This is a genomic window from Achromobacter sp. UMC71 (assembly GCF_014170305.1).
Classification (GTDB): Bacteria; Pseudomonadota; Gammaproteobacteria; order Burkholderiales; family Burkholderiaceae_B; genus Achromobacter.
On record NZ_LZZT01000006.1, the window covers coordinates 37508 to 64035 of the forward strand.

General features: G+C 63.4%; 29 protein-coding genes. 10 read left to right on the forward strand and 19 right to left on the reverse strand.

The genetic code is table 11. The annotated features are described in order from the left end of the window. Nucleotides 1-114 precede the first annotated feature (114 nt). Nucleotides 115-2268 (forward strand): metallophosphoesterase, encoded by a 2154-nt coding sequence (locus A9974_RS01835; RefSeq protein WP_183002470.1) that lies wholly within the window; start codon nt 115-117, stop codon nt 2266-2268. An 83-nt stretch (nt 2269-2351) separates the two neighbouring features. Here the strand turns inward: A9974_RS01835 and A9974_RS01840 are convergent, their stop codons facing one another. Further along, entirely contained in the window at nt 2352-3311 is a 960-nt protein-coding gene (locus A9974_RS01840; protein WP_183002471.1) for a helix-turn-helix domain-containing protein, read from the reverse strand. Nucleotides 3312-3480: 169 nt separating this feature from the next. Here A9974_RS01840 and A9974_RS01845 point away from each other — a divergent pair, with 169 nt between their 5' ends. Genes A9974_RS01845 through A9974_RS01870 form a run of 6 tightly spaced genes read left to right on the forward strand, consistent with a single transcriptional unit; the run spans nt 3481 to nt 9196 of the window. Continuing rightward, complete coding sequence (locus A9974_RS01845) at nt 3481-4377, forward strand: alpha/beta fold hydrolase (RefSeq protein ID WP_183002472.1); 897 nt, start codon at nt 3481-3483, stop codon at nt 4375-4377. Between the two features lie 16 nt (nt 4378-4393). Continuing rightward, nucleotides 4394-5566 (forward strand): substrate-binding domain-containing protein, encoded by a 1173-nt coding sequence (locus A9974_RS01850; RefSeq protein WP_183002473.1) that lies wholly within the window; start codon nt 4394-4396, stop codon nt 5564-5566. Nucleotides 5567-5578: 12 nt separating this feature from the next. Next, complete coding sequence (locus A9974_RS01855; RefSeq protein ID WP_183002474.1) at nt 5579-6361, forward strand: ABC transporter ATP-binding protein; 783 nt, start codon at nt 5579-5581, stop codon at nt 6359-6361. Continuing rightward, a complete protein-coding gene (locus A9974_RS01860) occupies nt 6358-7110 on the forward strand; it encodes an ABC transporter ATP-binding protein (protein ID WP_183002475.1) in 753 nt (250 codons plus the stop codon). The genes A9974_RS01855 and A9974_RS01860 overlap by 4 nt, the downstream gene beginning before the upstream one ends. Continuing rightward, on the forward strand, nt 7107-8117 hold the full coding sequence (locus A9974_RS01865; RefSeq protein WP_183002476.1) for a branched-chain amino acid ABC transporter permease: 1011 nt from the start codon (nt 7107-7109) through the stop codon (nt 8115-8117). Before A9974_RS01860 ends, A9974_RS01865 begins: the two co-directional genes overlap by 4 nt. Before the next feature lie 11 nt (nt 8118-8128). Next, nucleotides 8129-9196: a branched-chain amino acid ABC transporter permease gene (locus A9974_RS01870; RefSeq protein ID WP_183002477.1), complete on the forward strand. Its 1068-nt coding sequence runs from the start codon at nt 8129-8131 to the stop codon at nt 9194-9196. Between the two features lie 249 nt (nt 9197-9445). Here the strand turns inward: A9974_RS01870 and A9974_RS01875 are convergent, their stop codons facing one another. The 18 genes from A9974_RS01875 to A9974_RS01960 form a co-directional block, all read right to left on the reverse strand. Continuing rightward, on the reverse strand, nt 9446-9979 hold the full coding sequence (locus A9974_RS01875) for a hypothetical protein (protein ID WP_183002478.1): 534 nt from the start codon (nt 9977-9979) through the stop codon (nt 9446-9448). A 175-nt stretch (nt 9980-10154) separates the two neighbouring features. After that, nucleotides 10155-10751: a hypothetical protein gene (locus A9974_RS01880; RefSeq protein WP_255467970.1), complete on the reverse strand. Its 597-nt coding sequence runs from the start codon at nt 10749-10751 to the stop codon at nt 10155-10157. A 60-nt stretch (nt 10752-10811) separates the two neighbouring features. Further along, complete coding sequence (gene rpsQ / locus A9974_RS01885; protein WP_006216549.1) at nt 10812-11093, reverse strand: 30S ribosomal protein S17; 282 nt, start codon at nt 11091-11093, stop codon at nt 10812-10814. Nucleotides 11094-11095: 2 nt separating this feature from the next. After that, entirely contained in the window at nt 11096-11287 is a 192-nt protein-coding gene (gene rpmC / locus A9974_RS01890) for a 50S ribosomal protein L29 (RefSeq protein WP_003806912.1), read from the reverse strand. A gap of 11 nt (nt 11288-11298) precedes the next feature. Continuing rightward, nucleotides 11299-11715: a 50S ribosomal protein L16 gene (gene rplP / locus A9974_RS01895; RefSeq protein WP_006216552.1), complete on the reverse strand. Its 417-nt coding sequence runs from the start codon at nt 11713-11715 to the stop codon at nt 11299-11301. 2 nt (nt 11716-11717) lie between these two features. Further along, the gene (rpsC, locus tag A9974_RS01900; RefSeq protein ID WP_129242252.1) at nt 11718-12509 is read right to left on the reverse strand and encodes a 30S ribosomal protein S3; all 792 of its coding nucleotides are present in this window, start codon (nt 12507-12509) and stop codon (nt 11718-11720) included. A 9-nt stretch (nt 12510-12518) separates the two neighbouring features. Next, nucleotides 12519-12848, reverse strand: coding sequence for a 50S ribosomal protein L22 (rplV, locus tag A9974_RS01905; RefSeq protein ID WP_006227021.1), 330 nt, complete (start codon nt 12846-12848; stop codon nt 12519-12521). Nucleotides 12849-12851: 3 nt separating this feature from the next. Then, entirely contained in the window at nt 12852-13127 is a 276-nt protein-coding gene (gene rpsS, locus A9974_RS01910; RefSeq protein WP_006216555.1) for a 30S ribosomal protein S19, read from the reverse strand. A gap of 12 nt (nt 13128-13139) precedes the next feature. Then, nucleotides 13140-13967, reverse strand: a complete 828-nt coding sequence (rplB, locus tag A9974_RS01915) for a 50S ribosomal protein L2 (protein ID WP_025136344.1) — start codon at nt 13965-13967, stop codon at nt 13140-13142. Further along, the gene (gene rplW, locus A9974_RS01920; RefSeq protein WP_006216557.1) at nt 13968-14264 is read right to left on the reverse strand and encodes a 50S ribosomal protein L23; all 297 of its coding nucleotides are present in this window, start codon (nt 14262-14264) and stop codon (nt 13968-13970) included. After that, nucleotides 14261-14881 carry a 50S ribosomal protein L4 gene (gene rplD / locus A9974_RS01925; RefSeq protein ID WP_025136345.1) on the reverse strand — a complete coding sequence of 207 codons (621 nt, stop codon included), beginning with the start codon at nt 14879-14881 and terminating at the stop codon, nt 14261-14263. Before rplD ends, rplW begins: the two co-directional genes overlap by 4 nt. Nucleotides 14882-14885: 4 nt before the next feature. Continuing rightward, nucleotides 14886-15575: a 50S ribosomal protein L3 gene (gene rplC / locus A9974_RS01930; RefSeq protein ID WP_183002479.1), complete on the reverse strand. Its 690-nt coding sequence runs from the start codon at nt 15573-15575 to the stop codon at nt 14886-14888. 356 nt (nt 15576-15931) lie between these two features. After that, the gene (gene rpsJ, locus A9974_RS01935; protein ID WP_003806903.1) at nt 15932-16243 is read right to left on the reverse strand and encodes a 30S ribosomal protein S10; all 312 of its coding nucleotides are present in this window, start codon (nt 16241-16243) and stop codon (nt 15932-15934) included. A gap of 72 nt (nt 16244-16315) precedes the next feature. Continuing rightward, nucleotides 16316-17506, reverse strand: a complete 1191-nt coding sequence (gene tuf, locus A9974_RS01940) for an elongation factor Tu (RefSeq protein ID WP_183002480.1) — start codon at nt 17504-17506, stop codon at nt 16316-16318. A gap of 77 nt (nt 17507-17583) precedes the next feature. After that, the gene (fusA, locus tag A9974_RS01945; protein WP_183002481.1) at nt 17584-19686 is read right to left on the reverse strand and encodes an elongation factor G; all 2103 of its coding nucleotides are present in this window, start codon (nt 19684-19686) and stop codon (nt 17584-17586) included. 18 nt (nt 19687-19704) lie between these two features. Continuing rightward, nucleotides 19705-20175, reverse strand: a complete 471-nt coding sequence (gene rpsG, locus A9974_RS01950) for a 30S ribosomal protein S7 (RefSeq protein WP_006216561.1) — start codon at nt 20173-20175, stop codon at nt 19705-19707. Nucleotides 20176-20340: 165 nt separating this feature from the next. Continuing rightward, a complete protein-coding gene (gene rpsL / locus A9974_RS01955) occupies nt 20341-20718 on the reverse strand; it encodes a 30S ribosomal protein S12 (RefSeq protein ID WP_005017264.1) in 378 nt (125 codons plus the stop codon). 627 nt (nt 20719-21345) lie between these two features. Beyond that, nucleotides 21346-22047, reverse strand: a complete 702-nt coding sequence (locus tag A9974_RS01960; protein ID WP_183002482.1) for a response regulator transcription factor — start codon at nt 22045-22047, stop codon at nt 21346-21348. A gap of 260 nt (nt 22048-22307) precedes the next feature. On the opposite strand from A9974_RS01960, the gene A9974_RS01965 reads away from it, so the two are divergent. From A9974_RS01965 to A9974_RS01975, 3 genes are read left to right on the forward strand one after another with little or no spacing between them, the layout of a single operon-like run. After that, nucleotides 22308-23024, forward strand: coding sequence for a response regulator transcription factor (locus tag A9974_RS01965; RefSeq protein ID WP_183002483.1), 717 nt, complete (start codon nt 22308-22310; stop codon nt 23022-23024). A 33-nt stretch (nt 23025-23057) separates the two neighbouring features. Continuing rightward, nucleotides 23058-24167 (forward strand): FecR domain-containing protein, encoded by a 1110-nt coding sequence (locus A9974_RS01970; protein WP_183002484.1) that lies wholly within the window; start codon nt 23058-23060, stop codon nt 24165-24167. Nucleotides 24168-24177: 10 nt separating this feature from the next. Next, nucleotides 24178-26505, forward strand: a complete 2328-nt coding sequence (locus tag A9974_RS01975; RefSeq protein WP_183002485.1) for a CHASE2 domain-containing protein — start codon at nt 24178-24180, stop codon at nt 26503-26505. Nucleotides 26506-26528 lie beyond the last annotated feature (23 nt).

The window sequence follows — 26528 nt, forward strand, 5'->3', positions numbered from 1 at the left end:
TTCATCACCCTGTCATCCTGGACAGCGAGGATTGCGCCTCGCTCGCGGGCGCGACATCCCAGGAACGGGGAGACGGCCGCCTGTAGAAAAACTTGTTCCGAAAAGAGAAGCCCCATGAATCGATATCAACGATGCGCCCGCTCCGCGGGTGCCATCGCGCTTTCCGCGTTCCTGGCCGCCTGCGGCGGCGACAAGGATGACGACGATGACAAAAAGCCCGTCGCGGAAACGCCGATCGCGCAGCCTGCCGCTGTCCAGATCGCCTTCATGCCGGACATCCACTTCCATGACATCTATGCGGATTTCAAGGATGGTTCGTTCCCCGGCATCCCCAATCCGAAGCGCGGCGACAACGCCACCATCCGCACGATGTATGCGCAGCTGACCTCGACGCGGCTGTTCAATGAAAACTACTTTGCCTTCCTGGCGGCGCTGGACGACGCGGCAACGCGCGGCGTGAAGTTCATCGCCCTGCCCGGCGACTTCTCGGACGACGGTCAACCGGTGCACATGCGCGGCTTGGTCAAGGTGATGGACGAGTACGCTACCAAGTACGGCATCCAGTTCTTCGCCGCCCCCGGCAATCATGACCCGGTGCGCCCCTTCAACCAGGCCAACGGCAAGAGCGATTATCTGGGCCTGGACCCGGTGAGCGGCGCCATCGGCTTCTCGCAGCCCATCTACAGCCGCGGCGGCAACGCGGCCTGCAGCACGCCGTACGCCGGCGACTGGGCTCGTGTGGGCGATACCTACTGCACCGAGGAAGTGCTGCACATGGGCTACGCGGGCATCACCGATGCCCTGGCCCAGCATGGCTTCATGCCCAAGCCCCAGTATGTGTATTACGAAACCCCGTACAGCACGTACAAGTACGAAGACTACAACTACAACACCGCGGTCGCGCAAGCCGGCTGGATCAATCGCCAGTACGAAATCTGCGCGCAGGGCACCGGCGGCCCCAACAAGCCGGCGAACTACACGTTCTGCAAGATGGTGCCGGACACGTCCTACGTGGTCGAACCGGTCAAGGGTGTATGGCTGGTCGGCCTGGACGCAAACGTCTACGTGCCGACGGGCAACGGCCCGAACGATTTCACCGGCTCGGGAGATCAGGGCTACAACAAGATGCTCACCCACAAGTCCCACGTGATCAAGTGGCTGGCGGATGTAGTGGCGCGCGGCAAGGCACAGGGCAAGCAGGTGATCGCGTTCAGCCATTTCCCGATGACGGAATTCTTCAACGGCGCGTCCGATGACATCGAGGCGCTGCTGGGCGCCAACAAAATGCAGATGGTGCGCCGTCCGGCGGAGAACACCACGCGTGCGCTGGCCGAGACCGGACTGAAGGTGCACGTGGGCGGCCATATGCACTTCAATGACATGGCGGTGCGCACCTACGGCGGCGACAAGGCGCTGTTCAACATCCAGGCGCCGTCCATGGCGGCCTATGTGCCGGCCTACAAGCTCATGACGATGCAAAGCGCCAGCGAGATCGAAGTGCAGACGATCCGCCTGGACAAGGTGCCGCGTTTTGACGAGCTGTTTGACCTGTACCGTGCCGAAAACGCGTACGACGTGCCGCCGCGCTGGAACGTGTCCATCCTGGACGCCAAGGACTACGGTGACTTCAACTACCGCTACATGAGCGAACTGGTGCGCCTGCGCCTGCTGAACGACGACTGGCGCTGCGAAATGCGCGAGCTGGTCAAGAGCCCCCTGACCGGTGCCGACATGCTTGTCCTGTCGCAACTGCGCACCACCGTGACCCTGGCGGAACTGAAGAACACCGGCAATCAGAACAAGCTGACACCCGAGTTCTTCAACTGCCTGTATGCCGCGGGCGGCCCGAACGCCAGCAACCCCGCCTATGCCGCGGATCTTGCCGATGCCGAAACCCGCGCGCAAGCGCTGGCGCAGGCCCATGGCATGCGGCTGACGGACTTCGCCAAATGGCAGGCGCTGGATCTGGCCGGCGATTTCGTGCGCCTGGCCAACGCCGGCGACCTGGCCTATGCCGATATCCCGGCCCAGCGCGCCAGCCAGTACAAACTGCTGGCCCAGGCGCTGAGCCAGACCAATGCCGGCCTGCAGCTCAATGGCGACCGGGTCAGCGATGCGAATACCCTGGCCGACATGTTCAAGGCGCGCTTCAAGCCGCTAATGGCGATCATGCTGAAGCTGGCCGACGGCCTGCCGTCCGAGCACATCCGCCTGGACCTCAAGAGCAACAGCGTCGTCAATCTGTCGACGCAGCCCTCGCCCTTCTAATCGGCCACGCCGGCATTCACGCCGGCGGATAAGACAAGGCCCGCGCAAGCGGGCCTTTTTTCGGCTGACGCATCAGCAGGACGCTAGCCGCGCGCCCGCCATTCCCGCGGCGACATGCCGAAGCGTTGCTTGAACAGCCGGCTGAAATGCGAGGGGTGCGCAAAACCCGCCTGGTACGCCAGCTCGGCGATACCTCGATGGCGTTGCGCCGGATTGAGCAGCAAATCGCGGCAACGCTCCAGGCGCTGGTCGAACACGAAGCTTTCCACCGACACGCCGCCCGCCTGGAAAATGCGGTGCAGGTAGGCAACCGACAGGCCGCAACCCTGCGCGACCCGCTGGGGCGACAGCGCCGGATCGGCCAGGTGCTGGCGGATGTAGGCCATGGCCCGCTGCCGATGCGCCACCGTGACGCTGCTATCGGACGCCGAGGCATGGCTTTGCCCCGGTTGCACTAGGAACAGCACGATCAAGTCGATCAACCGTTCACCCAGCTCGGCGGCTTCGGCCGCCGTCCAGCCATCCAACCCCTTGAACAGGTGGTCCATGTAGCTGGCCAGCATCGCGCCCCGTGGCGTGCCGTCGTCGACGCGCAGCTTGTAGAACGGCTCGATACGCGAATCACGCTGCGACAGCGCGCTGCGCGGAAACGACACGCTCAGGCTGCGATAACCTTCAGCGCCCAAGGCGGTGGCCTGATAGGGCAGGCTCTGGTTCATCAGATAGACGCAGCCCGGCTCGACCTGGAACTCGCGGCCCTGGCGCTGCACCGCCAGCGGGCCCGCCAGAGGCAGTCCGAACGTGTAGAACTCCTGGTCCAGGTGCGACACATTGCCGGCCGTGCGCTCCAGCTTCTGTCCCTGATAGTGCAGGTCGTTGAACTGCAGGCTGGCCCGCCGCGCATAGCGCACATGGCCGGCGAAACGGCCAGCGTGGCCCTGGTGCACCTCGAACGGGCCGAAGGCATCCGACAGGGCCGCGCGCCATTGCTCGCAGCGCTCGGCGCCGGCGGTGCCGGAAATGGCGAATTCCGTGTCGGACATGGCGCGGTCTCCTGGTTCGCGGGGGTCGGGCGGGGTGCGCTTGTGATCGAGCGTCTACATATTCTTGACTCACCCTGCCGCGGGCGGTCTGGCGCATTGTGGCCACGCCCGGCGCAAGTCTATATTCAGCCGGATAAGCATACAACCTGGACAACCCGGGAGGAGACTCATGGCCCACGCACCCGCCCAGGCCGCCCGCCACACACCGGCTTCGCGCTATCTGCGCTGCGAAGGCCGCGAACTGCACTATACCGAGTGGGGCAGCCCCGGCGCCCCCGCCCTCATCATGTGGCACGGCCTGGCCAGGACCGGCCGTGATTTCGACGAGCTGGCGCAAGCGCTCGCCGGCGACTACCGCATCATCTGCCCCGACACAATCGGGCGCGGCCTGTCGCAATGGAGCCCGGAGCCCGTCGCCGAATACCGGCTGGATTTCTACGCCCAGCTGGCGCGCGCCCTGGTCGACGGCCTGTCGCTCGCGCAAGTGCGCTGGGTGGGTACGTCGATGGGCGGCGCCACCGGCATGCTCGCGGCGGCCACCACGCTGAAGGACCGCATTTCGCACCTGGTGGTCAACGACATCGGCCCGTCGCTGCCGCAAGCCGCCATCGAGCGCATTCTGGCTTACGCCGGCAATCCGCCCGCCTTCGATACCGTCACCGAACTGGAAACCTGGCTGCGCGCCGCCTACAAACCCTACGGCTGGCAAAGCGACGAGCAATGGCGCCGCATGGCTGAAACGTCGGTGCGCCGCCTGCCCGACGGCCGCGTCACCGCACATTACGACCCAGCCATCGTGGGCCAGTTCAGCCACCATCCTACGGACTACGAACGCTGGACGGAGTACGACAGCCTGCGTCTTCCGCTGCTGCTGCTGCGCGGCGCCGATTCCGACCTGCTGCTGCCCGACGTCGCCGACGCCATGACCCGGCGCGGTCCGCGCGCCCAACGTATCGACTTCCCCGATTGCGGCCACGCCCCGGCCTTGAACATCGCGCCGCAGATCGACGCCATCCGCCGCTTTCTCGCCACGCCGGCCGCCAACGCAGCGGCCGGCAACCTCTAGGAACTAGGAGACACCCATGAAACGCCTCTTGCTCGCCACGCTGGCCGGCCTGTGCCTGAGTTCCGCCGCGGCGGCCAAGGATTTCGTCGTGGCGCATGTCTACGACAAGACGGGTCCACTGGAGGCCTATGCCAAACAGACCCACAACGGCCTGATGCTCGGCCTGGAATATGCGACCCAAGGCAGCATGACGGTGTCCGGCCGCAAGATCCGCGTCATCGAGAAGGACACGCAGGGCAAGCCGGACGTCGCGCGCGCCCAGCTCGCCTCCGCCTACGCCGACGACAACGCCGACATCGCCGTGGGCCCCACGTCGTCGGGCGTGGCGTTGGCCATGCTGCCGATCGCCGAGGAATATGAAAAGATCCTGCTGGTGGAGCCCGCGGTCGCGGATTCAATCACCGGCGACAAGTGGAACAAGTACATCTTCCGCACCGGTCGCAACTCGTCGCAAGACGCCATCGCCAACGCGGTCGCGTTCGATCAGCCGGGCACCTCCATCGCCATGCTGGCGCAGGACTATGCGTTCGGCCGCGATGGCGTCAAGGCGTTCAAGGGCGCCCTCAAGCAAGCCAAGATCGTGCACGAGGAATACCTGCCGGCCAACGCCACAGATTTCACGGCCGGCGCCCAACGCCTGTTCGACGCGCTCAAGGACAAGCCTGGCCGCAAGATCATCTTCATCCTCTGGGCCGGCGCGGGCAATCCGTTCAAGATTGCCGACCTGGACCCCAAGCGCTTCGGCATCGAAATCGCCACGGGCGGCAACACCCTGGCCGCCATGACGCCGCTCAAGCCGCTGGCCGGCATGGAAGGCGCGACGTATTACTACTACGGCATTCCCAAGAACCCGATCAACGACTGGCTCGTGGCCGAACACCAGAAGCGCTATGGCCAGCCGCCGGACTTCTTCACCGCGGGCGGCATGTCGGCCGGCATCGCACTGGTCACCGCATTGAACAAGACCGCCGGCAAGTCCGAGACGGATACGCTTATCAAGGCGATGGAAGGCATGAGCTTCGATACGCCCAAGGGCAAGATGACCTTCCGCCCGGAAGACCATCAGGCTATGCAGTCGATGTACCACTTCCGCATCAAGAACGATCCGTCGGTGCCGTGGGCCGTGCAGGACCTGGTCAAGGAAATCACGCCCGACCAGATGGCGGTGCCCATCCAGAACAAACGCTGAGCCCTGGCCTTCATGCTTGAGACCCAATCGCTCACGATCCGCTTCGGCGGTCACGTGGCCGTCAACGAAGTCAGCTGCCGCTTCGCCCCCGGCAGCCTGACGGCCATCGTCGGCCCCAACGGCGCGGGCAAGACCACCTACTTCAACCTGATCTCCGGCCAGTTGCGCGCCAGCGCGGGCTCGGTGCGCCTGAACGGCCGAGACCTGACCGGCCTGTCGGCGCCGGCCCGCATGCATGCCGGCCTGGGACGCGCCTTCCAGTTGACGCAGCTGTTCCCGCGCCTGTCGGTGCGCGAGAACGTGCGGTTGGCGCTGCAGTCGCGCCAGCAAGGCTTGAGCTGGCGGCAGATCCGCTTCTGGCGCACCTGGGACGACGATCGTGGCCTGCTGGCGCGCGCCGACGCGCTGCTGGAACGGACCCGGCTGGCCGCCCGCCGTGATCAGATCGCCGCGGACCTGCCCCATGGCGACCAGCGCAAGCTCGAGATCGCCATGCTCATCGCGCTGGAGCCTCAGGTGTTCATGTTCGACGAACCTACCGCAGGCATGAGCGTGGACGACGTGCCCGTGGTGCTGGACCTGATCCGCGAGATCAAGCAGGACCCGTCCAAGACGATTCTGCTGGTGGAGCACAAGATGGATGTGGTGCGCGAGCTGGCGGACCGCATCGTGGTACTGCACAACGGCCAGCTGATGGCGGACGGCGAGCCCGCCGAAGTGATCGCATCGCCGATCGTGCAGCAAGCTTACCTGGGGGTCAACCTGCCGGAGACAACCATGAGGACGGCCCCGTGAGTGCGATCCCGCTGCTGGAACTGAAAGACGTGCATACGCACATCGGCGCGTATCACATCCTGCATGGCGTGGACCTGTCCGTGCCACCCGCCGCCGTCACCATGCTGCTGGGACGCAACGGCGCCGGCAAGACCACCACGCTGCGCACCATCATGGGCCTGTGGAAAGCCACGCAGGGCCGGATCGGCTTCGACGGCATGGCGGCCGGCGGCGCCGGCGTGCGCACCTCGCCCCCCGACATGGCGCGCCGGGGCATCGCCTACGTGCCGGAGAACATGGGCATTTTCGCGGACCTGTCGGTCAAGGAGAACATCCTGCTGGCGGCCCGTCAGGCGCGCAGCGCCAGCCAGCTCGATACGGCCCGGCTGGAATGGATCTTCGGTTTCTTCCCCGCGCTCAAGAAATTCTGGCTGTACCCGGCCGGCAAGCTCTCGGGCGGCCAGAAACAGATGCTGGCGGTCGCGCGCGCCATCATCGAGCCGCGCCGTCTGTTGCTGGTGGACGAACCCAGCAAGGGCCTCGCACCCGCCATCATCCAGAACATGATCGACGCTTTCATCGAACTCAAACAGGCCTCCACCACCATTTTGCTGGTGGAGCAGAACTTCAATTTCGCGCGCCAGGTCGGGGACCACGTCGCGGTCATGGACAATGGCCGCGTGGTGCACGCGGGCAGCATGGCGCAACTGGCACAAGACGACGCGCTGCAGACCCGCCTGCTGGGCCTGTCCCTCGGAGCCCATCAATGACCGCCGCCGACATCGACGCCCCCCTGCCGCGCACGCGCGCCGACCTGCGCCCGGCGCTTCTGGTGCTGGCGCTGGCCGCGATCGCTCTACCCCTGGTCGGCTCCTTCTCGACCTGGGTCACGCTGACCTTCGCCGGCCTGGCGATGGGCATGATCATCTTCATCGTGGCCTCGGGCATGACGCTGGTCTTCGGCCTGATGGACGTTCTGAACTTCGGCCACGGTCTGTTCATTGCGATCGGCGCCTACATGGCCGCCACCGTGCTGGGTTCGATGGCTGACTGGACCCAGTCCGGCAGCCTGTGGATGAACCTGGCCGCGGTGCTCCCCGCCATGATCGTAGGCATGCTGGTGGCTGGCGCGGTGGGCGTGGCGTTCGAACGCGTGATCGTGCGCCCGGTCTACGGCCAGCATCTCAAGCAAATCCTGATCACCATGGGCGGCATGATCATCGGCGAGGAAATCATCAAGATGCTGTGGGGCCCGCAGACGCTGTCGCTGCCTTTGCCTGAAGCGTTGCGCGGCGCCTTGCTGCTCGGTGATGCCGCGATCGAGAAGTTCCGCATCGTCGCGCTGTTGGTCGGCCTGGGCGTGCTGGGCGGCATGCTCTGGCTGCTCAACCGCACCAAGCTGGGCCTCTTGATCCGCGCGGGCGTCGAAGACCGCGAAATGGTCGAGAGCCTGGGCTACCGCATCCGCCACTTGTTCGTCGGCGTCTTCGTGGCCGGTTCCATGCTGGCCGGCCTGGGCGGCGTGCTGTGGGGCCTGTACCAGCAATCCATCGTGCCGCAATTGGGCGCGCAGGTGAACGTGCTGATCTTCATCGTCATCATGATCGGCGGGCTGGGTTCGACCGTGGGCTGCCTGATCGGCGCGCTGCTGGTCGGGCTAATGGCCAACTACACCGGCTTCCTGATGCCCAAGGCCGCGCTGTTCTCGAACATCGCGCTGATGGTTGCCATTCTGTTGTGGCGCCCGCAGGGCGTGTATCCGGTCACGAACCGCTAGGAACCGTCGCCATGTCTTTCCGCCTGCTCTCCGGCGATCCGCCTCGCAGCACGCTGCTGGCGATCATGCTGATCGCCATTGTCGCCGCCCTGGCTGCCGCGCCCTTCCTGTTCCCCGGCCCCAAGGCGCTCGCCGTGGCGGCCAAGATCCTGGTGTTCGTAATCCTGGTCGCCAGCTACGACTTGCTGCTGGGCTACACCGGTATCGTCAGTTTCGCGCACACGATGTTCTTTGGCATCGGCGCCTACGGCGTTGCGATCGCCAGCATGCGCTTGGACGCCAGCTGGCTGTCGGTGCTGGCGGGTGTGGGCGCCGGCCTGGCCGTGTCCCTGGTCTTCGCGCTGGTCATAGGGCTGGCCAGCTTGCGGGTGCGTGCGATCTTCTACGCCATGATCACCCTGGCCGTCGCCGCGGCGTTCCAGACCCTGGTCTCGCAATTGTCCGACCTGACCGGCGGCGAGGACGGCCTGAACTTCAAGGTGCCGCAGATGCTGCGACCGGCGTACCGGCCGTTTTCCGAACCGCTGTTCGGCGTGACGATCGATGGCCGCATCATCACCTACTACCTGATTGCCGCAGTGTGCGTGGTGCTGTTCCTGATGTTGCTGCGCATCGTCAACTCGCCCTTCGGCCGCGTGCTGCAGGCGATCCGAGAGAACCCCTTCCGCGCCGAGGCCATCGGCTATCGCACGGTGCTGTACCGCAGCCTGTCGAACCTGCTGGCCGCCGCCTTCGCCACGCTGGCGGGAGCCCTGTATGCGCTTTGGCTGCGCTACAACGGGCCGGACACCTCGCTGTCGTTCGAAATCATGCTGAACATCCTGCTGATGGTGGTGATCGGCGGCATGGGCACCATGTACGGGGCGATCATCGGTGCCAGCCTGTTCGTGTTTGCGCAAAGCTACCTGCAGGACGGCCTGCACGTGATCCACGACGCCGTCGCTGGCGTGGCGCCGCTGGCGCTATTGTTCGAGCCCGACCGTTGGCTGTTGTGGCTAGGCATCCTGTTCGTGCTGTCGGTGTACTACTTTCCGACGGGTGTGGCAGGCCGGTTACGGGAGCGGGCGCGGCGCCGGTAGCCGTTACCTACCTTGGCCGACGCACCTCGACTCGCGAGAACGCGCCGTACGACGTCAGGTGGATTTACCCCCGACACATGCGTCCACCTTGGCAGATACTTCATCGAACCTGGCCATGGGTTCTGCGGTGTTCCCCTGGCCATGCCTTGACCGGGAGGTGGCGGTCCCGCGGAGCCGCCTCGTGCTCTGTTGGGGATAGCCGGCGCGGCACGCCAAGACGTCAGAACGCACCGCCTGGGCACCTGTTCGCTACTTCACGCGACTGCGCAGGTCGTCCACACTGCGTTTGACGTCGTCGATGCGGCGTTGCAGGTCGTCGATCTTGCGATCCCCTGAGCTGCCCGCGCTGCTCAGTTGGGAAACGCTGCGCGACAACTTGTCCAGTTCATTTTTCTGGTTGTCCACCGCTCGGGACAGCTTGTCGAGATCGCCCTTCTGGCTCTCGCTGCTGCGGCCGCCATCGCCCAGCTTGCGTTCCAGGCTCGCTATCTTCTGCGCCTGTTCGTCGACCTTGCGGTTCAATGCTTCGTTCTTGCCACGCAGTTCTTCGAGCGTTTTGCCTTGATCCGCGACACGTTGAACCAATTGCTCCAGGTCACGGACCGGCATGCCGGGCCGCACTTGAGTATCTCCACCGACAACCATCAGGCTGTCGTAGGATGGCCGTTCAAAAGATTGATTCTTCAACACCACCGTCTGGGCGGACGCAGCAAACGCCGCCAGACCCACGCCCGCCAACAAAGCCACCTGCACCAACCGGTGCTTGCCTGTTACCACGCGCATTGCTGAGCTCCTGAAGGATATCTACCGGACGGCGAGTCGCCTTCCTGGCGGGATATTTATATCAGGGGTAAATCAGCTTAAGACCGATTTGCGCCGAGCCATTGCAGCGTGCCGGTTTCAATCGGTTCCGCCCAGTGGGCTGGCGCCATACCGATCGCGCGATAGCGGAGAGCCTTTATCGCACACCTTGCCGCAGCGTGTCCCCACCCCGTCGTAGCTCGTCAACGCGCCTTTGCATTTGCTCCACGCTTCGTTGTGCATCGCCGCCGCCCAATTGCGAGCCCGAGGTCGCAGGCGCCAACGGCGCCATATTCATGGACGTTCCCGAGTTCAGGGGAATGGTTGCGGCTGCCGGTGAATTCGCGGCAGCAGGCTTCTGCGTCAACAGCCGCTCCAGCATCCGCATCTGATCCTGCTGCGCCCGCAACGCGCGCTCCTGGTCCAACACGGCCTGCTCGTCTTCGTCCTGCGTGCCGAAGATGGCCGCGTGATCCCGCGACAGTCCGTCCAGTTGAACGCGAGGGTCAGGCCCGGCATTCAAGACGTTCCGGCCAATGGCTGCCGGATCCGCCGCGGGCACGATAGCCCCGGGCGTCAGGGGCTGAGCTTGTGCCGGCGCTCGCGCCTGTGCTTGAGTTTGTGCTTGCGCGGCGGCCAAGCCTGACGCCAGCGCAAGCCCGCCCGCGATCAGCAGGCCGTACGGCGCCACCTTGATGAAACCGCGCATGATGTCCTTGAATGTCCGGAAGCGAAGCGCAAAAAAAAACGGCAAGGGAGTGAGCCCTTGCCGTTTTATATCAGAACGGCGAACCGTTCCGAAATACTGCTTTACTTAGATGATACGTGCGGCTTCGACCAGACGCACCACACGCCACGACTTCGAGCGCGAGATGGGACGGCCTTCAGCGATTTCAACCGTATCGCCTTCGTTGTACTGGTTCGATTCATCGTGCGCCTTGTACTTCGCCGAACGCATGATGATCTTGCCGAAGATGGGGTGCTTGACGCGGCGTTCGACCAGAACGACGACAGTCTTGTCCATCTTGTTGCTGACGACCTTGCCAACCAGCGTACGCTGGCGCTTGGCCACTTGGGTGTTTTGAGTTTCGCTCATCTTTATTTCCCTGCCTTCTCGGTCAGCAAGGTACGCACGCGCGCGATGTCGCGGCGCACGTTACGCAGCTGGCTGGTGTTGGCAAGCTGCTGCGTGGCCTTCTGCATACGCAGACCGAATTGCGCCTTCAGCAGGCTTTCGAGCTCTTTGCCGAGCTCGGCGGCGTCTTTCGAACGGAGTTCGCTAGCTTTCATGTTAGTACTCCTTAAGCACCGATATGACGCGCGACGAACGTGGTCGAAATCGGCAGCTTGGCAGCGGCCAGGCGGAAAGCTTCACGCGCGATCTCTTCGCTGACCCCTTCCATTTCGTAGAGCACCTTGCCGGGCTGAATTTCAGCAACCCAGTACTCCGGGTTGCCCTTACCGTTACCCATACGGACTTCGGCAGGCTTCTGCGAGATGGGCTTATCCGGGAAAATGCGAATCCAGATACGGCCGCCACGCTTGATGTGACGATTGATAGCACGACGAGCGGCTTCGATCTGGCGAGCGGTCAGACGGCCACGGCCGGTGGCCTTCAGACCGAATTCGCCGAACGACACGTGGGTACCACGGGTCGCCAGACCGGTGTTGCGGCCCTTCTGCTCTTTGCGATACTTTCTGCGAGAGGGTTGCAGCATGGTTATTCTCCTTCAGGCGCCGGAGCAGCGTCCGCCTTGCGGGGACCACGGCCACGACCACCCGGACGACCGGTGCGAGCACCGTCCGGACGATCACCACGCGGAGCGCGGCGCGGACGACGTTCTTCTTCACGCGGGGCTGCGGTTTCCGGCGGCAATTCGCCGTTGGCCAGCATGTCGCCCTTGTAGACCCAGACCTTGATGCCGATCACGCCGTACGTGGTGTGGGCTTCGGAGGTGCCGTAGTCGATGTTGGCCTTGAGGGTGTGCAGCGGCACACGGCCTTCGCGATACCACTCGGTGCGGGCAATTTCGATACCGTTCAGACGGCCCGAGCTCATGATCTTGATGCCTTGGGCACCCAGACGCATGGCGTTCTGCATCGCGCGCTTCATGGCGCGGCGGAACATGATGCGCTTCTCGAGCTGTTGCGAGATCGAGTCGGCGATCAGTTGAGCATCGGTTTCCGGCTTGCGGATTTCTTCGATGTTGACGTGCACAGGCACGCCCATCAGACGCTGCAGATCAGCCTTCAGGCTTTCGATGTCTTCGCCGCGCTTGCCGATCACCACGCCCGGACGAGCCGAGTAGACGGTGATGCGGGCATTCTTGGCGGGACGCTCGATGATCACGCGACCAACGGAGGCGCTCTTGAGCTTCTTCTTCAGGTACTCGCGAACGCGAATGTCTTCGGCCAACATCGTGCCGAAGGCCTTGTCGTCGGCGAACCAACGCGAGGACCAATTACGGGTGACCGCGAGACGGAACCCAGTGGGGTGAATTTTCTGACCCATCGTGACTCCTTAAGCTCCGACCTTAACCGTGATATGGCAGGTCTGCTTCTCGATACGGTTGCCGCGGCCCTTGGCGCGAGCGGAGAAGCGCTTCATCGACTGAGCCTTGTCCACGAAGATCGTGGTGACTTTCAGTTCGTCGATATCGGCGCCGTCGTTGTGCTCGGCGTTGGCGATGGCGGACTCGACAGCCTTCTTCAGGATGACGGCAGCCTTCTTCGGCGAGAAGGTGAGGATCTCGAGCGCACGGCCGACCTTCTGACCACGGATCAGATCCGCAACCAGACGCGTCTTTTGAGCGGAGATGTGAACCCCACGGATAATGGCAGTAGTTTCCATCGCTTACCTCTTCGCCTTCTTGTCCGCGGCGTGACCCTTGAACGTACGGGTCAGCGCGAACTCGCCCAGCTTGTGACCGACCATGTTCTCGTTGATGTACACGGGAACATGCTGCTTGCCGTTGTGCACAGCGATCGTCAGACCGATGAACTCGGGCAGGATCGTCGAGCGACGCGACCAGGTCTTGATCGGCTTCTTGTCTTTGCCCGCGACGGCCGTGTCCACCTTTTTGATCAGGTGAGCATCGACAAACGGGCCTTTCTTGATCGAACGTGACATAGTGTTCGCCTCTTACTTGCGCTTGCGCCGTTGGACGATCATATTGTTCGTCCGCTTGTTGCGACGGGTCTTGAAACCCTTCGCCGGAGTGCCCCACGGGCTGACCGGTTCGCGTGCTTCACCGGTACGGCCTTCGCCGCCACCGTGCGGGTGATCGACCGGGTTCATGGCCACGCCACGAACCGTCGGGCGGACACCGCGCCAACGCATTGCACCGGCCTTGCCGATTTGGCGCAGGCTGTGTTCTTCGTTACCGACTTCACCAATGGTGGCGCGGCATTCGATGTGCACACGGCGGACTTCACCCGAGCGCAGACGCACCTGAGCGTAGATGCCTTCGCGAGCCAGCAGGACGGCGGAAGCGCCGGCCGAACGGACCATCTGGGCACCCTTGCCGGGCAGCATTTCCACGCAGTGAATCGTCGTACCCACCGGGATGTTGCGGATCGGCAGCGTGTTACCGGCGCGGATCGGGGCTTCGACACCCGACAGCAGCGTGGCACCCACTTCCAGACCGCGCGGAGCGATGATGTAGCGACGTTCGCCGTCGGCGTAGCACAGCAGAGCGATGTGCGCCGTACGGTTGGGGTCGTATTCCAGACGCTCAACCTTTGCGGGGATGCCGTCCTTGTCACGACGGAAGTCGACGACACGGTAGTGTTGCTTGTGACCGCCGCCACGGTGGCGGATCGTGATGTGACCGTTGTTGTTACGGCCAGAACCACGGGTCTTCTTTTCCAGCAGCGGCGCGTAGGGCTCACCCTTGTGCAGGTTGGGACTGACAACCTTCACCATGCCACGGCGGCCGGCCGAAGTCGGCTTAACTTTTACGAGGGCCATTTACTTCACCTCCGCAAAGTCGATTTCCTGGCCGTCCTTGAGCGAAACGTAAGCCTTGCGCTCATTACGGCGACGGCCAACGAATCGGCCAAAGCGCTTGACTTTGCCCTTACGGTTGAGGACCTGCACGGACTCGACCTGCACCTTGAAGAGCAGTTCGACGGCAGCCTTGATTTCCGGCTTGGTAGCGTCAGCCACGACACGGAAAGCGACTTGCTGATTCTTCTCAGCGACGAACGTGGCCTTTTCGGTCACGATCGGAGCCAGAATGACTTGCATCAAGCGTTCAGCGTTCATCCCAGCATCTCCTCGAGTTGAGCGATGGCCGGCTTGGTGATCAGCACTTTCTTGTAGTGGACCAGCGACAACGGATCGGCATAACGGGGCTCGACAACGGCAACGTGCGGCAGGTTGCGGGTGGCGAGGTAAACATTCTCATCAACGCTGTCGGTGATGATCAGGACCGAGTCCAGGCCCAGGCTCTTCAGCTTTGCAGCGGCAGCCTTGGTCTTGGGCGATTCCAGATCAAACGATTCGACGACGGCGATGCGGTCTTCGCGAGCCAGTTGCGACAGGATCGAGCGAATCCCGGCGCGGTACATCTTCTTGTTGACCTTCTGGCTGAAGTTCTCTTCCGGCGAGTTCGGGAAAATCCGGCCACCGCCACGCCACAGCGGCGACGAAGTCATACCGGCGCGAGCGCGGCCGGTACCCTTCTGGCGCCAGGGCTTCTTGGTCGAGTGCTTGACTTCCGAGCGATCCTTCTGAGCGCGGTTGCCGGCACGGGCATTGGCTTGGAAAGCCACCACGATCTGGTGAATCAGCGCTTCGTTGAAGTCACGGCCGAAGATCGTGTCGGGCGCGCTGAACGTTGCAGCGGCCTGACCTTGGTCGTTCAGGAGCTTGAGATCCATTTACTTACGCTCCCTTCTTGGCCGGGGCCTTGATGGCCGGGCGCACGACGATGTCGGCGCCAGCGTGGCCGGGGACAGCGCCCTTGACCAGCAGCAGGCCGCGTTCCACGTCAACGCGAACGACGTCGAGGTTTTGAACGGTGCGGGTGACGTCACCCAGGTGACCGGCCATGCGCTTACCCGGGAAAATACGGCCCGGATCTTGTGCTTGACCAATCGAGCCCGGCACGCGGTGCGAACGGGAGTTACCGTGCGACGCGCGTTGCGAACCGAAGTGGTGACGCTTGATGGTACCGGCGAAGCCTTTACCAATGGTGGTGCCCGTGACGTCGACCTGTTGGCCGGCCTCGAACACCGATTCCACGGCGATCACCGAACCGGCCGCAAATTCAGCGGCGCGAGCGGGATCCAGGCGGAATTCTTTGAGGATGCTACCGGCTTCAACGCCGGCTTTGGCGTAGTGGCCCGTTTGCGGCTGAGCCACACGCGAGGCACGACGGGTGCCATAAGCCACTTGGATCGCGGCATAGCCGTCGGTTTCCAGCGACTTAACTTGGGTCACGCGGTTGTTCGACACGTCCAGCACGGTTACCGGGATGGATTCACCTTCCTCGGTAAAAATGCGGGTCATGCCGACCTTGCGACCCACCAGCCCCAGCCGGTGAGCGGCGGGCGTGGGTGTCGAATTCGACATCGTATTCTCCATTCCCGACTGCGATTGGTCGGGGCTAATCAGGCAAAAGGTAACGGCCTTTGCCCTACGACTATGTTCAACCTGGCGTAGCCCTCGTTTCCTGGCGTATTGGTTTCCCGATTGGTTTCCCGATACGCTGGGGTAACTTAGGCTTTTGCCATAGTTAGACTCGCCACAAAATGGCAAGCTTCGCATATTAGCATGATTTTTTCAGGCAGCACAAGTACTTAGCGTAAAACACGCCCTGCCCCGCCATCTCGGCATCACGCTGTGGCGCAAAAACAAATGGCCGCAGTCCCGGAGGATTGCGGCCATTCTTGCGAGTCCACTGGCGAAGGTAGCGGACCCGATACGCCTTACTGCAGCGCGATTTCGACGTCGACGCCGGCCGGCAGGTCCAGACGCATCAGAGCGTCAACGGTCTTGTCGGTAGGATCAACGATGTCCATCAGGCGCTGATGGGTACGGATTTCGAACTGGTCACGCGACGTCTTGTTGACGTGCGGCGAACGCAGCACGTCGTAACGGCGGATACGCGTGGGCAGCGGCACCGGGCCGCGGACAACGGCGCCCGTGCGCTTGGCGGTGTCGACGATTTCAGCGGCCGATTGATCGATCAGCTTGTAATCGAAGGCTTTCAAGCGGATACGGATCTTTTGGTTTTTCATGGCGTTTCCTAAAGAACGAGAGGCGAGGGCTTTGATCGCCCTCGCTGGTTGTGTGCTGCTTAGTGATCCGGCTTACTTCAGGATCTTGGCGACGACGCCGGCGCCGACGGTACGACCGCCTTCACGGATGGCGAAACGCAGACCTTCTTCCATGGCGATCGGGGCCAGCAGCTTGACGGTCATCGTCACGTTGTCGCCCGGCAGAACCATTTCCTTGTCGGCCGGCAGGTCGATCGTGCCCGTCACGTCCGTCGTGCGGAAGTAGAACTGGGGACGATAGCCGTTGAAGAACGGAGTGTGACGGCCGCCTTCTTCCTTGGACAGGATGTACACCTCGGACGTGAAGTCCGTGTGCGGGGTGATCGAGCCCGGCTTGGCCAGCACTTGGCCGCGCTGGACGTCTTCACGCTTGGTGCCGCGCAGCAGGATGCCCACGTTGTCGCCGGCTTGACCTTGGTCCAGCAGCTTGCGGAACATTTCCACGCCGGTGCAAGTCGTCTTGACCGTCGGAACGATACCGACGATTTCGATTTCTTCGCCGACCTTGACCACGCCACGTTCGATACGGCCGGTCACCACGGTGCCGCGACCCGAGATCGAGAACACGTCTTCAACCGGCATCAGGAACGCGCCGTCAACGGCACGCTCAGGCGTCGGGATGTAGGTGTCCAGCGCTTGCGCCAGCGACAGAATCGCTTGCTCGCCCAGTTCGCCCTTGTCGCCTTCCAGCGCCAGCTTGGCCGAACCCTTGACGATCGGGGTGTCATCACCCGGGAAGTCGTACTTGGACAGCAGCTCGCGAACTTCCATTTCCACCAGCTCGAGCAGCTCGGCGTCGTCAACCATGTCAGCCTTGTTCAGGAAGACGATGATGTACGGCACGCCAACCTGGCGGCTCAGCAGGATGTGTTCACGCGTTTGCGGCATCGGACCGTCAGCGGCCGACACGACCAGGATCGCGCCGTCCATCTGGGCCGCGCCCGTGATCATGTTCTTGACGTAGTCGGCGTGGCCCGGGCAGTCAACGTGCGCGTAGTGACGCGATTCCGTTTCGTACTCGACGTGAGCCGTGTTGATCGTGATACCGCGTGCCTTTTCTTCAGGAGCTGCATCGATCTGGTCGTAGCCCTTGGCTTCGCCGCCAAACTTGCTCGACAGAACGGTCGTGATCGCCGCCGTCAACGTCGTTTTGCCGTGGTCAACGTGACCAATCGTACCCACGTTCACGTGCGGCTTGGTACGTTCAAACTTGCCTTTTGCCATGATCTCTATCCTTTAACTTTCAAGGAAACTTGGATTTCTGCCGGGACCGCCCGGATGGGCGGCCCGACAAGGGTTATTTACTTGGCCCGAGCGGCGATGACTTCGTCAGCGACGTTCTTGGGGGCCTCGGAGTAATGCTTGAATTCCATCGTGTACGTGGCACGACCTTGCGTCAGCGAACGCAGGTTCGTGGCGTAACCGAACATCTCGGCCAGGGGAACTTCAGCCTTGATGGTCTTGCCGCCGCCAACCATGTCGTCCATGCCTTGGACCATGCCGCGACGCGAGGACAGATCGCCCATCACGGTACCAGCGTAGTCTTCGGGCGTTTCGACTTCAACGGCCATCATCGGTTCCAGCAGCACGGGGCTGGCCTTGCGCAGACCTTCCTTGAATGCCATGGAGCCGGCCATCTTGAACGCGTTTTCGTTCGAGTCCACATCGTGGTACGAACCGAAGAACAGCGTGACCTTGACGTCGACGATCGGGTAGCCAGCCAGCACGCCCGAAGGCAGCGTTTCCTGGATGCCCTTGTCCACCGCGGGGATGTATTCGCGAGGAACCACACCGCCCTTGATGGCGTCCACGAATTCGTAACCGCCGCCAGGAGCAAGCGGTTCGACCTTCAGGACCACGTGACCGTACTGACCACGGCCGCCCGACTGCTTGACGAACTTGCCTTCGACTTCTTCGCAGGTCTTGCGGATGGTTTCGCGGTAGGCAACCTGGGGCTTGCCGACGTTTGCTTCCACGCCGAATTCGCGCTTCATGCGGTCGACCAGAATTTCCAGGTGCAGCTCGCCCATGCCGGAAATGATGGTTTGGCCGGATTCTTCGTCGCTACGCACGCGGAACGACGGATCTTCCTGGGCCAGACGCGACAGCGCCAGACCCATCTTTTCCTGGTCAGCCTTCGACTTGGGTTCAACAGCCTGCGAAATCACGGGCTCCGGGAACACCATGCGTTCGAGCAGGATGTGGGAGTCGATGTCGCACAGCGTTTCGCCGGTGGTCACGTCTTTCAGACCCACCACGGCGGCGATGTCGCCTGCCAACACTTCCTTGATTTCTTCGCGGTTGTTCGCGTGCATCTGCAGAATGCGGCCGATACGTTCCTTCTTGCCCTTGATGGGGTTGTAGACCGTATCGCCCGACTTCAGGACGCCCGAGTAAACGCGCACGAAGGTCAGCTGGCCGACGAACGGATCGCTCATCAGCTTGAACGCCAGGGCCGAGAACTTCTCGCCGTCGTCAGCCGTACGCTGAACCGGGTTGCCATCGTCGTCCATGCCGTCGACCGGGGGAATATCCACGGGCGAAGGCAGGTAGTCGATGACCGCGTCCAGCATGCGCTGCACGCCCTTGTTCTTGAAGGCGGTGCCGCACAGCATCGGCTGGATTTCGCCAGCGATGGTGCGTTGACGGATAGCCAGGTTGATTTCGGCTTCGTCCAGCGTACCCGTTTCCAGGTACTTGTTCATCAGCTCTTCCGACGATTCGGCGGCGGCTTCAACCAGCTTTTCGCGCCATTCGTTCGCAGCACCTTCCAGCTCGGCCGGAATGTCCTTGTAGTCGAACTTGGTACCTTGGCTGGCTTCGTCCCAGATGATGGCTTTCATCTTGACCAGATCGACCACGCCTTGGAACGTGTCTTCGGCGCCGATGGGGATCACGATGGGCACGGGGTTCGCGCGCAGACGCGTCTTCAGTTGGTCATAGACCTTGAAGAAATTGGCGCCGGTGCGGTCCATCTTGTTGACGAACGCCAGACGCGGCACGCCGTACTTGTTGGCTTGACGCCACACGGTTTCGGACTGAGGCTGAACACCGCCCACCGCGCAGTAGACCATGCAAGCACCGTCCAGGACGCGCATGGAACGTTCCACCTCGATGGTGAAGTCCACGTGCCCCGGGGTGTCGATGATGTTGATGCGGTGTTCGGGGTAGTTGCCGGCCATGCCACGCCAAAACGCCGTCGTAGCTGCCGACGTAATGGTGATGCCACGCTCTTGCTCTTGCTCCATCCAGTCCATGGTGGCTGCGCCATCATGCACTTCGCCAATCTTGTGATTGACGCCGGTGTAGAACAGGATACGTTCGGTCGTGGTGGTTTTCCCTGCATCGATGTGCGCAGAGATGCCAATGTTGCGATAGCGCTCGATCGGGGTTTTGCGGGCCATGGTGGATTAGTCCTTAAATTACCAGCGGAAATGGCTGAAGGCCTTGTTGGCCTCTGCCATCTTGTGCGTGTCTTCGCGCTTCTTCATTGCGGCGCCACGACCTTCGGAGGCGTCGATCAGTTCGCCAGCAAGACGCAGATCCATCGACTTCTCGCCACGCTTCTTGGCGGCTTCACGGAGCCAACGCATAGCCAGGGCCAGGCGGCGCACGGGGCGCACTTCAACCGGCACTTGGTAGTTGGCACCGCCAACGCGGCGGCTCTTCACTTCGACGATCGGCTTGATGTTGTTGATCGCCAGGCTGAAAACTTCGATCGGCTCTTTGCCGGTCTTGGTTTGCACTTGCTCGAGGGCACCGTAAACGATGCGCTCGGCGACGGCCTTCTTGCCGTCCAGCATGACGACGTTCATGAACTTGGCGAGCTCGACGCTGCCGAACTTGGGATCGGGCAGGATCTCGCGCTTGGGTACTTCGCGACGACGGGGCATTGTTGCTTCCTTGTGTCTGTTCAGTTGAACCGTGTTTCATTACACGGCCATGGCCGCCCAATAGGACGACCCCTTACGTGCCGCGCACCTTCCCATATTCCGGACGGCGCGGTTGCACTTCCCTGATGGCGGATGACCGCCACGCGGGGTACTGCTGACTCGTTATCAGGCCTTCTTCGGGCGCTTGGCGCCGTACTTCGAGCGGGCTTGCTTACGATCCTTGACGCCTTGCAGGTCGAGGGAACCGCGCACGATGTGATAACGCACACCGGGCAAGTCCTTGACACGACCGCCACGCACCAGAACCACCGAGTGCTCTTGCAGGTTGTGGCCTTCACCGCCGATGTACGAAATGACTTCGTAACCGTTGGTCAGACGCACTTTGGCAACCTTACGCAGAGCGGAGTTCGGCTTCTTGGGGGTGGTGGTGTACACGCGAGTGCACACGCCGCGGCGTTGCGGGCAGTTTTCGAGCGCGGGGCTCTTGCTTTTGATAATGCTGACTTCGCGCGGCTTGCGCACGAGTTGGCTAATGGTAGGCATGACCTTTGAAATCCCTTTTACGTACCACTGGTAAGTACTTACGTACTCGTCTCCTCAAGCAGTGAGCTTTCAGAGAAGGCAGTTCGCGCAAAACCGCCTCAAACGTTCGTATACGTAAAAGAGCGGGCTTGCCAACAAACCATGACAAACGCACAAACCTGATACCGTCAAATGGCAGCGTCGGTTGACGGGGGCTCGTGACGCACCCCTTTGGTCTTGGGCCGCCAAGTTTCACTAGCCGTGCAGTAGATGCATGCAGGGCAAAGCGTTGCTTGGGTGTGGCCGAACCTGTCTTCCTGGCGCCTTGATACGCCAGCTGGTGGTATCAAACTTTGCGCGCGAATAAAGCAGTAAGCCCTTTAGCATAGCTTAGAACTGGGCGCACTGTCAAAAAGTTTTGTAAGCGCCACGCGCGAGCGCGTTGCCGGCAAAAGACGGCGAGTTAGGCGCAGCTCGGACCTAGGTCGGCAAAAATGGGGCCAAATTCCCGCGATATCGGAGCGGCGATACCGTCCGCAGGTGCCGGGCGGCTGAAAAAGCCGCGAGGGGCGCGTGGAAGTTGGGCCGGATCCTGGGGAACCGGCGGTCCGGAGGGCAGTTTACTCCCGCGCCAGGCGGCACGGGCGACTATTGATCGGCGAACAGGTAACCGCTGCCGTAAACCGTGCGGATCGGCAACATCACGCCCGCCATCTCGGCCTTGCGGCGCAGACGGCTGACGATCACATCGATGCTGCGCGAGCCGCTGGAGCGTGCGCCGCCCCCTTCCACCCGCAGCTCGTCGCCCAGTTCACTGCGCCCGACCGCCCTGCCCGCCACTTCCAGCAGCGACCGCACGATCAGCCGCTCGTTGGCCGACAGCGAAATAGTGGCGCCGGACGGCGCGGCCAGCGTCCAGCCCTGGTCGCGCAATTCCCATTGCCCCTGGGCGGGCTCTTCCATCGTCGCGTTGTCCTGGCCGGCCGGCAGGCGCCGGGCCAACGCCAGCAGGATGCAGGCGAGTTCGCGGGGATCCTGCGGCGGCGGCAGGCAGGCGTCGGCGCCGCTCTGCAGGCAACGTAGGCGGGTATCCAGGGACAGATTGCTGCCCATCACCACGATCCCCAACGACGACGATCCATGCAAGCGGGCCACCAGGGCATAGCCTACCTCGCCCAGGGTGCCCACATTCAGCACCACGGCGTCGTAGCTGCCGTTGCTGAGCAGGCCAAACAATTCCAGGGACGTCGAGCAGCCACGGGCCGAAATCCCAGCTTGAAGCAGTGCGGACACAGCGGTGTTACGTGCAGCCTCGTCCGGCGACATCATCAGTACGCGCAATTGATTCATATGTTCTTTCCATCCCTTCGCCCCTCCAGCTTCCGGCAGACTGCGCCGGTTGACTGGACGGTTCGGGACAGTTTGGCCTGTTGTTGTGCAACAACCCCAGTCAAGATTCGTTAACTTTGCAATGTTTGACAGTTCTTGGCACAACGTAGCCAACAGTGACGCCGCCCGAGTTATCATTCCATTACACAAATCCTTTCCCTTCTTGCAGTAGGGCGCCATAGGGCGCACTTGCGCAGCCAACCTTCGCGAGACCACGTCTGATGAAAATCGCGTCGCTGGAAGACGACCTGGACCAGGCCAAACGCATCCAGCAAGTCCTGACTGCCGCAGGGTATACCTGCACCAGCTATCAACAGAGCCGCGACCTGCTTGCCGCGTTGCGCACCGAGACATTCGATCTGGTGCTGCTGGACTGGCACCTGCCCGATATCGATGGCGATGATGTCGTGCGCTGGCTGCGCGCCAACATCGGCCCGCGCGTTCCAGTCATCTTTCTGACCAACCGCTCCAGCGAAGACGACCTGGTCGAAGGCCTGCGCGCCGGCGCCGACGACTACATCGTCAAACCCTTGCGGCCGCTCGAATTGTTGGCGCGCGTCGCGGCCCTGCTGCGGCGCAGCCAGATCGCGGAGCCGGCCAATGAAGCATTCGATGTCGCCAATTACCGCATCGATCCCGCGCCGCGCACGATCTCGCTCAACGGCGCCCCGGTCGCACTGGCACCCAAGGAATTCGAGCTCGCGCTGCTCTTTTTCCGCAACCTGGGTCGGCTCATGTCGCGTGACGTACTGGCCGAATGTGTCTGGAATCGCGAGATTCCCGCCACCTCTCGCACGCTGGACACTCATCTGTCCAACATCCGGCAAAAGCTTCAGCTGCGCCCGGAACACGGCGTGCGCCTGAGTTCGTCCTATGCGCTTGGCTACCGGCTGGAGCTGATCAGCCCGGCCGACGACAGTCCGCCCCCCGGGCCCTAGCGCCTGGCGGCATTACCTGGAGATTTGAAAGTCATGAGCCGCTGCCGCGCGCTTTCTTTGCTTGCCTTGCTTTCCGGCCTGCTGCTCGCTACTTCCTCTCATAGCCAACCCGCCGGTGCCCTGGGAGAGAACTTCATCTATCGCGTGCGCCAAGGCGACACGTTGATCAACATCGCCGCAACGTACACGCGCAACCAGGCCAACTGGAGCCCGCTGCAGACGCTCAACAGCGTCACCACGCCGGAACGGCTGCCCATCGGCCTGGAATTGCGCATCCCGCTGTCGATGATTCCCGAACGCTCCGCCGACGCGCGCGTGGTCCACGTCAGCGGCCAGGCAAACCTGAATGGACAGGCACTCAAGCCGGGGGCCAACGTCGCCGAAGGCAGCAAGGTCGTTACTGCGCCCAACGGTTTCGTCACGCTGGAACTGGCCGACGGTTCCAAGCTGACGCTGCCGGCCGACGGCGCCGTCGAGCTGACCCGCCTGCGGCAATTCGAGGGCACCGACCTGACGGATTCCGTCATCCATGTCGAGCGCGGCAGCGTGGAATCCACCGTCGCGCCGGCCGGACAAGGCGTGGGCCGCTTCGAAATCCGCACGCCCGTGGCGGTCACCGGCGTACGCGGGACGCGCTTCCGCGTGCAAAGCGGCAGCCAGGGCGTGCATAGCGAAGTGCTGGAAGGCAGCGTGCGATTGCAGCCCCATGCGCCGGGCGCGACGCCCGCGCAGCCGGTTGCCGTGGCGAAAGGCTACGGCGCGGCTATCGGCGCGGATGGACAGGTGTCGGGCTTGCGGCCGCTGCTGGCGGCCCCGCAGCTCGGTCAACCCGAACGCGCGGGCGGCGGCGCGTGGACCAGCGCCTTCGCCCCCGTGCCCGGCGCGCACAGCTACCTGGTGCGCGTCTCGCGCGACGCCGATGGCACGCAGCCGGTGTCCTCGACCTCTTTCGCCAGCGCGGACATTCGCTTCAGCGCGCCGGGCCCCGGCACGTTCTACGTGTCGGTGCGGGCAATTGACGAGCTGGGCTTGGGCGGCCAAGACGCCATAGCCACGTTCACTGGCGTGAACCAACTCATGACCAGCAGCGGCCTGGGCGTGGCGACCGGCTCCGGCGGATTCGTGACCTTGACCGAGTATTGAACAGACGGCCATGGCAGACGCCACCGATTCCATCGACCGGACCTCGCGATCAGGCCTGTGGTTGACGGTGACGCTGGCGCTGCTAGCCGCGCTGCTGGGCTCTTTCAACGGCTTGGGGCGAATCGACCAGATCCTCTATGACCGCGCCGTCGCGCTGACCGGACGCGACATGTCGCCCGACATTCTCATCGTCGCGATCGACGACACCAGCATCGACGCGCTGGGCCGCTGGCCTTGGCGCCGCGCCGTGCATGCGGCCTTGCTGGACCGCCTGCAAGGCGCCCGCGCGGTCGGACTGGACCTGATCTTCGCCGAGCCCGATACCGTCCACCCCAACGACGACACGATCCTGGCCGACAGCCTGCGGCGCAATGGCCGCACTATCCTGCCTGTCGTGCTGGACCGCCTCACCTATCCGTCTTCCATCAGCGCACCCATCCCGCTCTTGGCGCAGGCCGCGGCCGGCAGCGGCTTCATCAACGCCAGCATCGACGCCGACGGCGTATTGCGCTCTGCGGCGCTGACCGCCCGGTTCGCCGGCGAACGCTGGCAGCACTTCGCGCTGAGCATGCTGGACGTGGGCGGACAGGCCGCGTTGGGCGAAAGGCTGCTGGGGCGCGCCTCCCCGGACGGCAGCATCCTGATCCCCTATGCCGGCCCCGCCGCGCATACTCGCGCCGTGTCCTATCTGTCGGTCCTGCGCGGCGACGTGCCGCCTGAGCAGATCCGCGGCAAATACGTGCTGGTGGGCGCCTGGGCGACCGGCCTGGGCGATGCGTACACGACGCCGGTTTCCCATGAGGTCAGCGGCATGCCCGGCGTGGAGATCATCGCCAATCTGCTGCAGGCGGCCAAAGATGACATCGCCTTCCAGCCGCCCGCCCCCTGGCTCAATGCACTGTTCTCCGCCTTGCCCGTGCTGCTGGCCTGCCTGGCATTGTGGCGCCTGTCCCCGAACCAGGCGCTGCTGGTCAATATCGGCTTGCTGATCGTGGTGTTGACGGCCAGCCTGCTGCTGCTGGGCCACAGTTATCTCTGGTTCGCGCCGACCGCCGCGCTGATGGGCGTGGCGCTTTGCTACCCTCTCTGGAGCTGGCGCAGCCAGGAGGCCGCGCTACGCTACATGGACAACGAGCTCCGACGGCTGCAGCGCGAATATCCACCGGTGCTGAACGAGGCCCGGGCGCAATCCAGCGGGCCCAGCGCGTCACTCGAAAGCCGGGTCGGTGAATTGCGGCGCGCCCTGGCCCGCGTACGGAACCTGCGACGATTCCTGGCCGACGGCCTGGACGGCATGCCCGACGCGACGCTGGTGTTCGACCAGGAAGGCCGCATGCAATTTCGCAACCAGGCCGCCGTGATGTACTTCCAGCGCCTGGGCATGCGCCCGCCCCGTGTCGGGCATCCCGCCACGCATCTGCTCGAGAAGACCATCAGCGATGAATCGACGCGGCAACGCGTGGCCCAGGTGCTGAGCGGCCAGGGGCCGGTGTCCGACCAATCGCCCTGGACGGCCGACCTGGAAGTGCGCGACCGCGCCGGCCGCGATCTGATCCTGAAGTGCGCGCCGATCCACACGGCCGAAGGCAACTTCGCCGGTACGGTGGCCACATTGACCGACATCTCCGGCATCCGCCAGGCGGAACGTCAGCGCGAAGAAACCCTGCGCTTCATTTCGCACGACATGCGGGCGCCGCAAAGCTCGATCCTGGCGCTGGTCGAGATGACGCAGGAAGGCGGTGGCGCGCCGTCGGGCAAGGATGACACGCTCACGCGCATCGCCGCGCTGGCCAACCGCACGCTGCATCTGGTCGACGATTTCGTCCACCTTACGCGGGCGGAATCGATGACCCTTCATGCGGTCGACCTGGACCTGGGCGGCCTGCTTCAAGATAGCGTGGACGAGTTCTGGGCCTCCGCGCACAAGCGCGGCATCCAGCTGGAAGTGCGCGCGCCGCTGCCGGCGGCCTATGTGCGCGGCGACCAGACGCTGCTGATGCGGGCGCTATGCAATCTGATCGACAACGCCATCAAGTACAGCCCCGTGCAAACCCGCATCGAATGCAGCATCGATGCGAGGCCAGGCTATTGGCGCGCCACCATCCGCGACCAGGGGCAAGGCATCGCCCAGCAAGACCTGGCGCGGCTGTTCGAGCCGTTTTCCCGCGTCGGCGTCGATACCAAAACCGATGTGGGCGGGGCGGGTCTGGGGCTGGCGTTCGTGCGCACCGTCGCGCAGCGCCATGGCGGCGAGGTCGAGGTCAGCAGCGAAGTAGGCGTGGGCTCGGTCTTTACGCTGCAGCTGCCGGCCGCACCCGACGATATGCCGGCCACTTGATGCCCGGCGCAGGCCCGCTGTGC

Excerpts from the sequence above, each read along its gene's own strand:
- rpsL (WP_005017264.1), bottom strand. The coding sequence starts at position 20,718 with ATGCCTACCATTAGCCAACTCGTGCGCAAGCCGCGCGAAGTCAGCATT.
- A9974_RS01965 (WP_183002483.1), top strand. The coding sequence starts at position 22,308 with ATGAAAATCGCGTCGCTGGAAGACGACCTGGACCAGGCCAAACGCATC.
- A9974_RS01835 (WP_183002470.1), top strand. The coding sequence starts at position 115 with ATGAATCGATATCAACGATGCGCCCGCTCCGCGGGTGCCATCGCGCTT.
- rplB (WP_025136344.1), bottom strand. The coding sequence starts at position 13,967 with ATGGCCCTCGTAAAAGTTAAGCCGACTTCGGCCGGCCGCCGTGGCATG.
- A9974_RS01975 (WP_183002485.1), top strand. The coding sequence starts at position 24,178 with ATGGCAGACGCCACCGATTCCATCGACCGGACCTCGCGATCAGGCCTG.
- rpsG (WP_006216561.1), bottom strand. The coding sequence starts at position 20,175 with ATGCCCCGTCGTCGCGAAGTACCCAAGCGCGAGATCCTGCCCGATCCC.
- rpsQ (WP_006216549.1), bottom strand. The coding sequence starts at position 11,093 with ATGAGCGAAACTCAAAACACCCAAGTGGCCAAGCGCCAGCGTACGCTG.
- A9974_RS01845 (WP_183002472.1), top strand. The coding sequence starts at position 3,481 with ATGGCCCACGCACCCGCCCAGGCCGCCCGCCACACACCGGCTTCGCGC.
- rpsJ (WP_003806903.1), bottom strand. The coding sequence starts at position 16,243 with ATGAAAAACCAAAAGATCCGTATCCGCTTGAAAGCCTTCGATTACAAG.
- A9974_RS01970 (WP_183002484.1), top strand. The coding sequence starts at position 23,058 with ATGAGCCGCTGCCGCGCGCTTTCTTTGCTTGCCTTGCTTTCCGGCCTG.
- fusA (WP_183002481.1), bottom strand. The coding sequence starts at position 19,686 with ATGGCCCGCAAAACCCCGATCGAGCGCTATCGCAACATTGGCATCTCT.
- rpmC (WP_003806912.1), bottom strand. The coding sequence starts at position 11,287 with ATGAAAGCTAGCGAACTCCGTTCGAAAGACGCCGCCGAGCTCGGCAAA.
- tuf (WP_183002480.1), bottom strand. The coding sequence starts at position 17,506 with ATGGCAAAAGGCAAGTTTGAACGTACCAAGCCGCACGTGAACGTGGGT.
- A9974_RS01850 (WP_183002473.1), top strand. The coding sequence starts at position 4,394 with ATGAAACGCCTCTTGCTCGCCACGCTGGCCGGCCTGTGCCTGAGTTCC.
- A9974_RS01870 (WP_183002477.1), top strand. The coding sequence starts at position 8,129 with ATGTCTTTCCGCCTGCTCTCCGGCGATCCGCCTCGCAGCACGCTGCTG.
- rplP (WP_006216552.1), bottom strand. The coding sequence starts at position 11,715 with ATGCTGCAACCCTCTCGCAGAAAGTATCGCAAAGAGCAGAAGGGCCGC.
- A9974_RS01875 (WP_183002478.1), bottom strand. The coding sequence starts at position 9,979 with ATGCGCGTGGTAACAGGCAAGCACCGGTTGGTGCAGGTGGCTTTGTTG.
- rpsS (WP_006216555.1), bottom strand. The coding sequence starts at position 13,127 with ATGTCACGTTCGATCAAGAAAGGCCCGTTTGTCGATGCTCACCTGATC.
- A9974_RS01865 (WP_183002476.1), top strand. The coding sequence starts at position 7,107 with ATGACCGCCGCCGACATCGACGCCCCCCTGCCGCGCACGCGCGCCGAC.
- A9974_RS01840 (WP_183002471.1), bottom strand. The coding sequence starts at position 3,311 with ATGTCCGACACGGAATTCGCCATTTCCGGCACCGCCGGCGCCGAGCGC.
- rplW (WP_006216557.1), bottom strand. The coding sequence starts at position 14,264 with ATGAACGCTGAACGCTTGATGCAAGTCATTCTGGCTCCGATCGTGACC.
- A9974_RS01960 (WP_183002482.1), bottom strand. The coding sequence starts at position 22,047 with ATGAATCAATTGCGCGTACTGATGATGTCGCCGGACGAGGCTGCACGT.
- rpsC (WP_129242252.1), bottom strand. The coding sequence starts at position 12,509 with ATGGGTCAGAAAATTCACCCCACTGGGTTCCGTCTCGCGGTCACCCGT.
- A9974_RS01855 (WP_183002474.1), top strand. The coding sequence starts at position 5,579 with ATGCTTGAGACCCAATCGCTCACGATCCGCTTCGGCGGTCACGTGGCC.
- rplC (WP_183002479.1), bottom strand. The coding sequence starts at position 15,575 with ATGTCGAATTCGACACCCACGCCCGCCGCTCACCGGCTGGGGCTGGTG.
- rplD (WP_025136345.1), bottom strand. The coding sequence starts at position 14,881 with ATGGATCTCAAGCTCCTGAACGACCAAGGTCAGGCCGCTGCAACGTTC.
- rplV (WP_006227021.1), bottom strand. The coding sequence starts at position 12,848 with ATGGAAACTACTGCCATTATCCGTGGGGTTCACATCTCCGCTCAAAAG.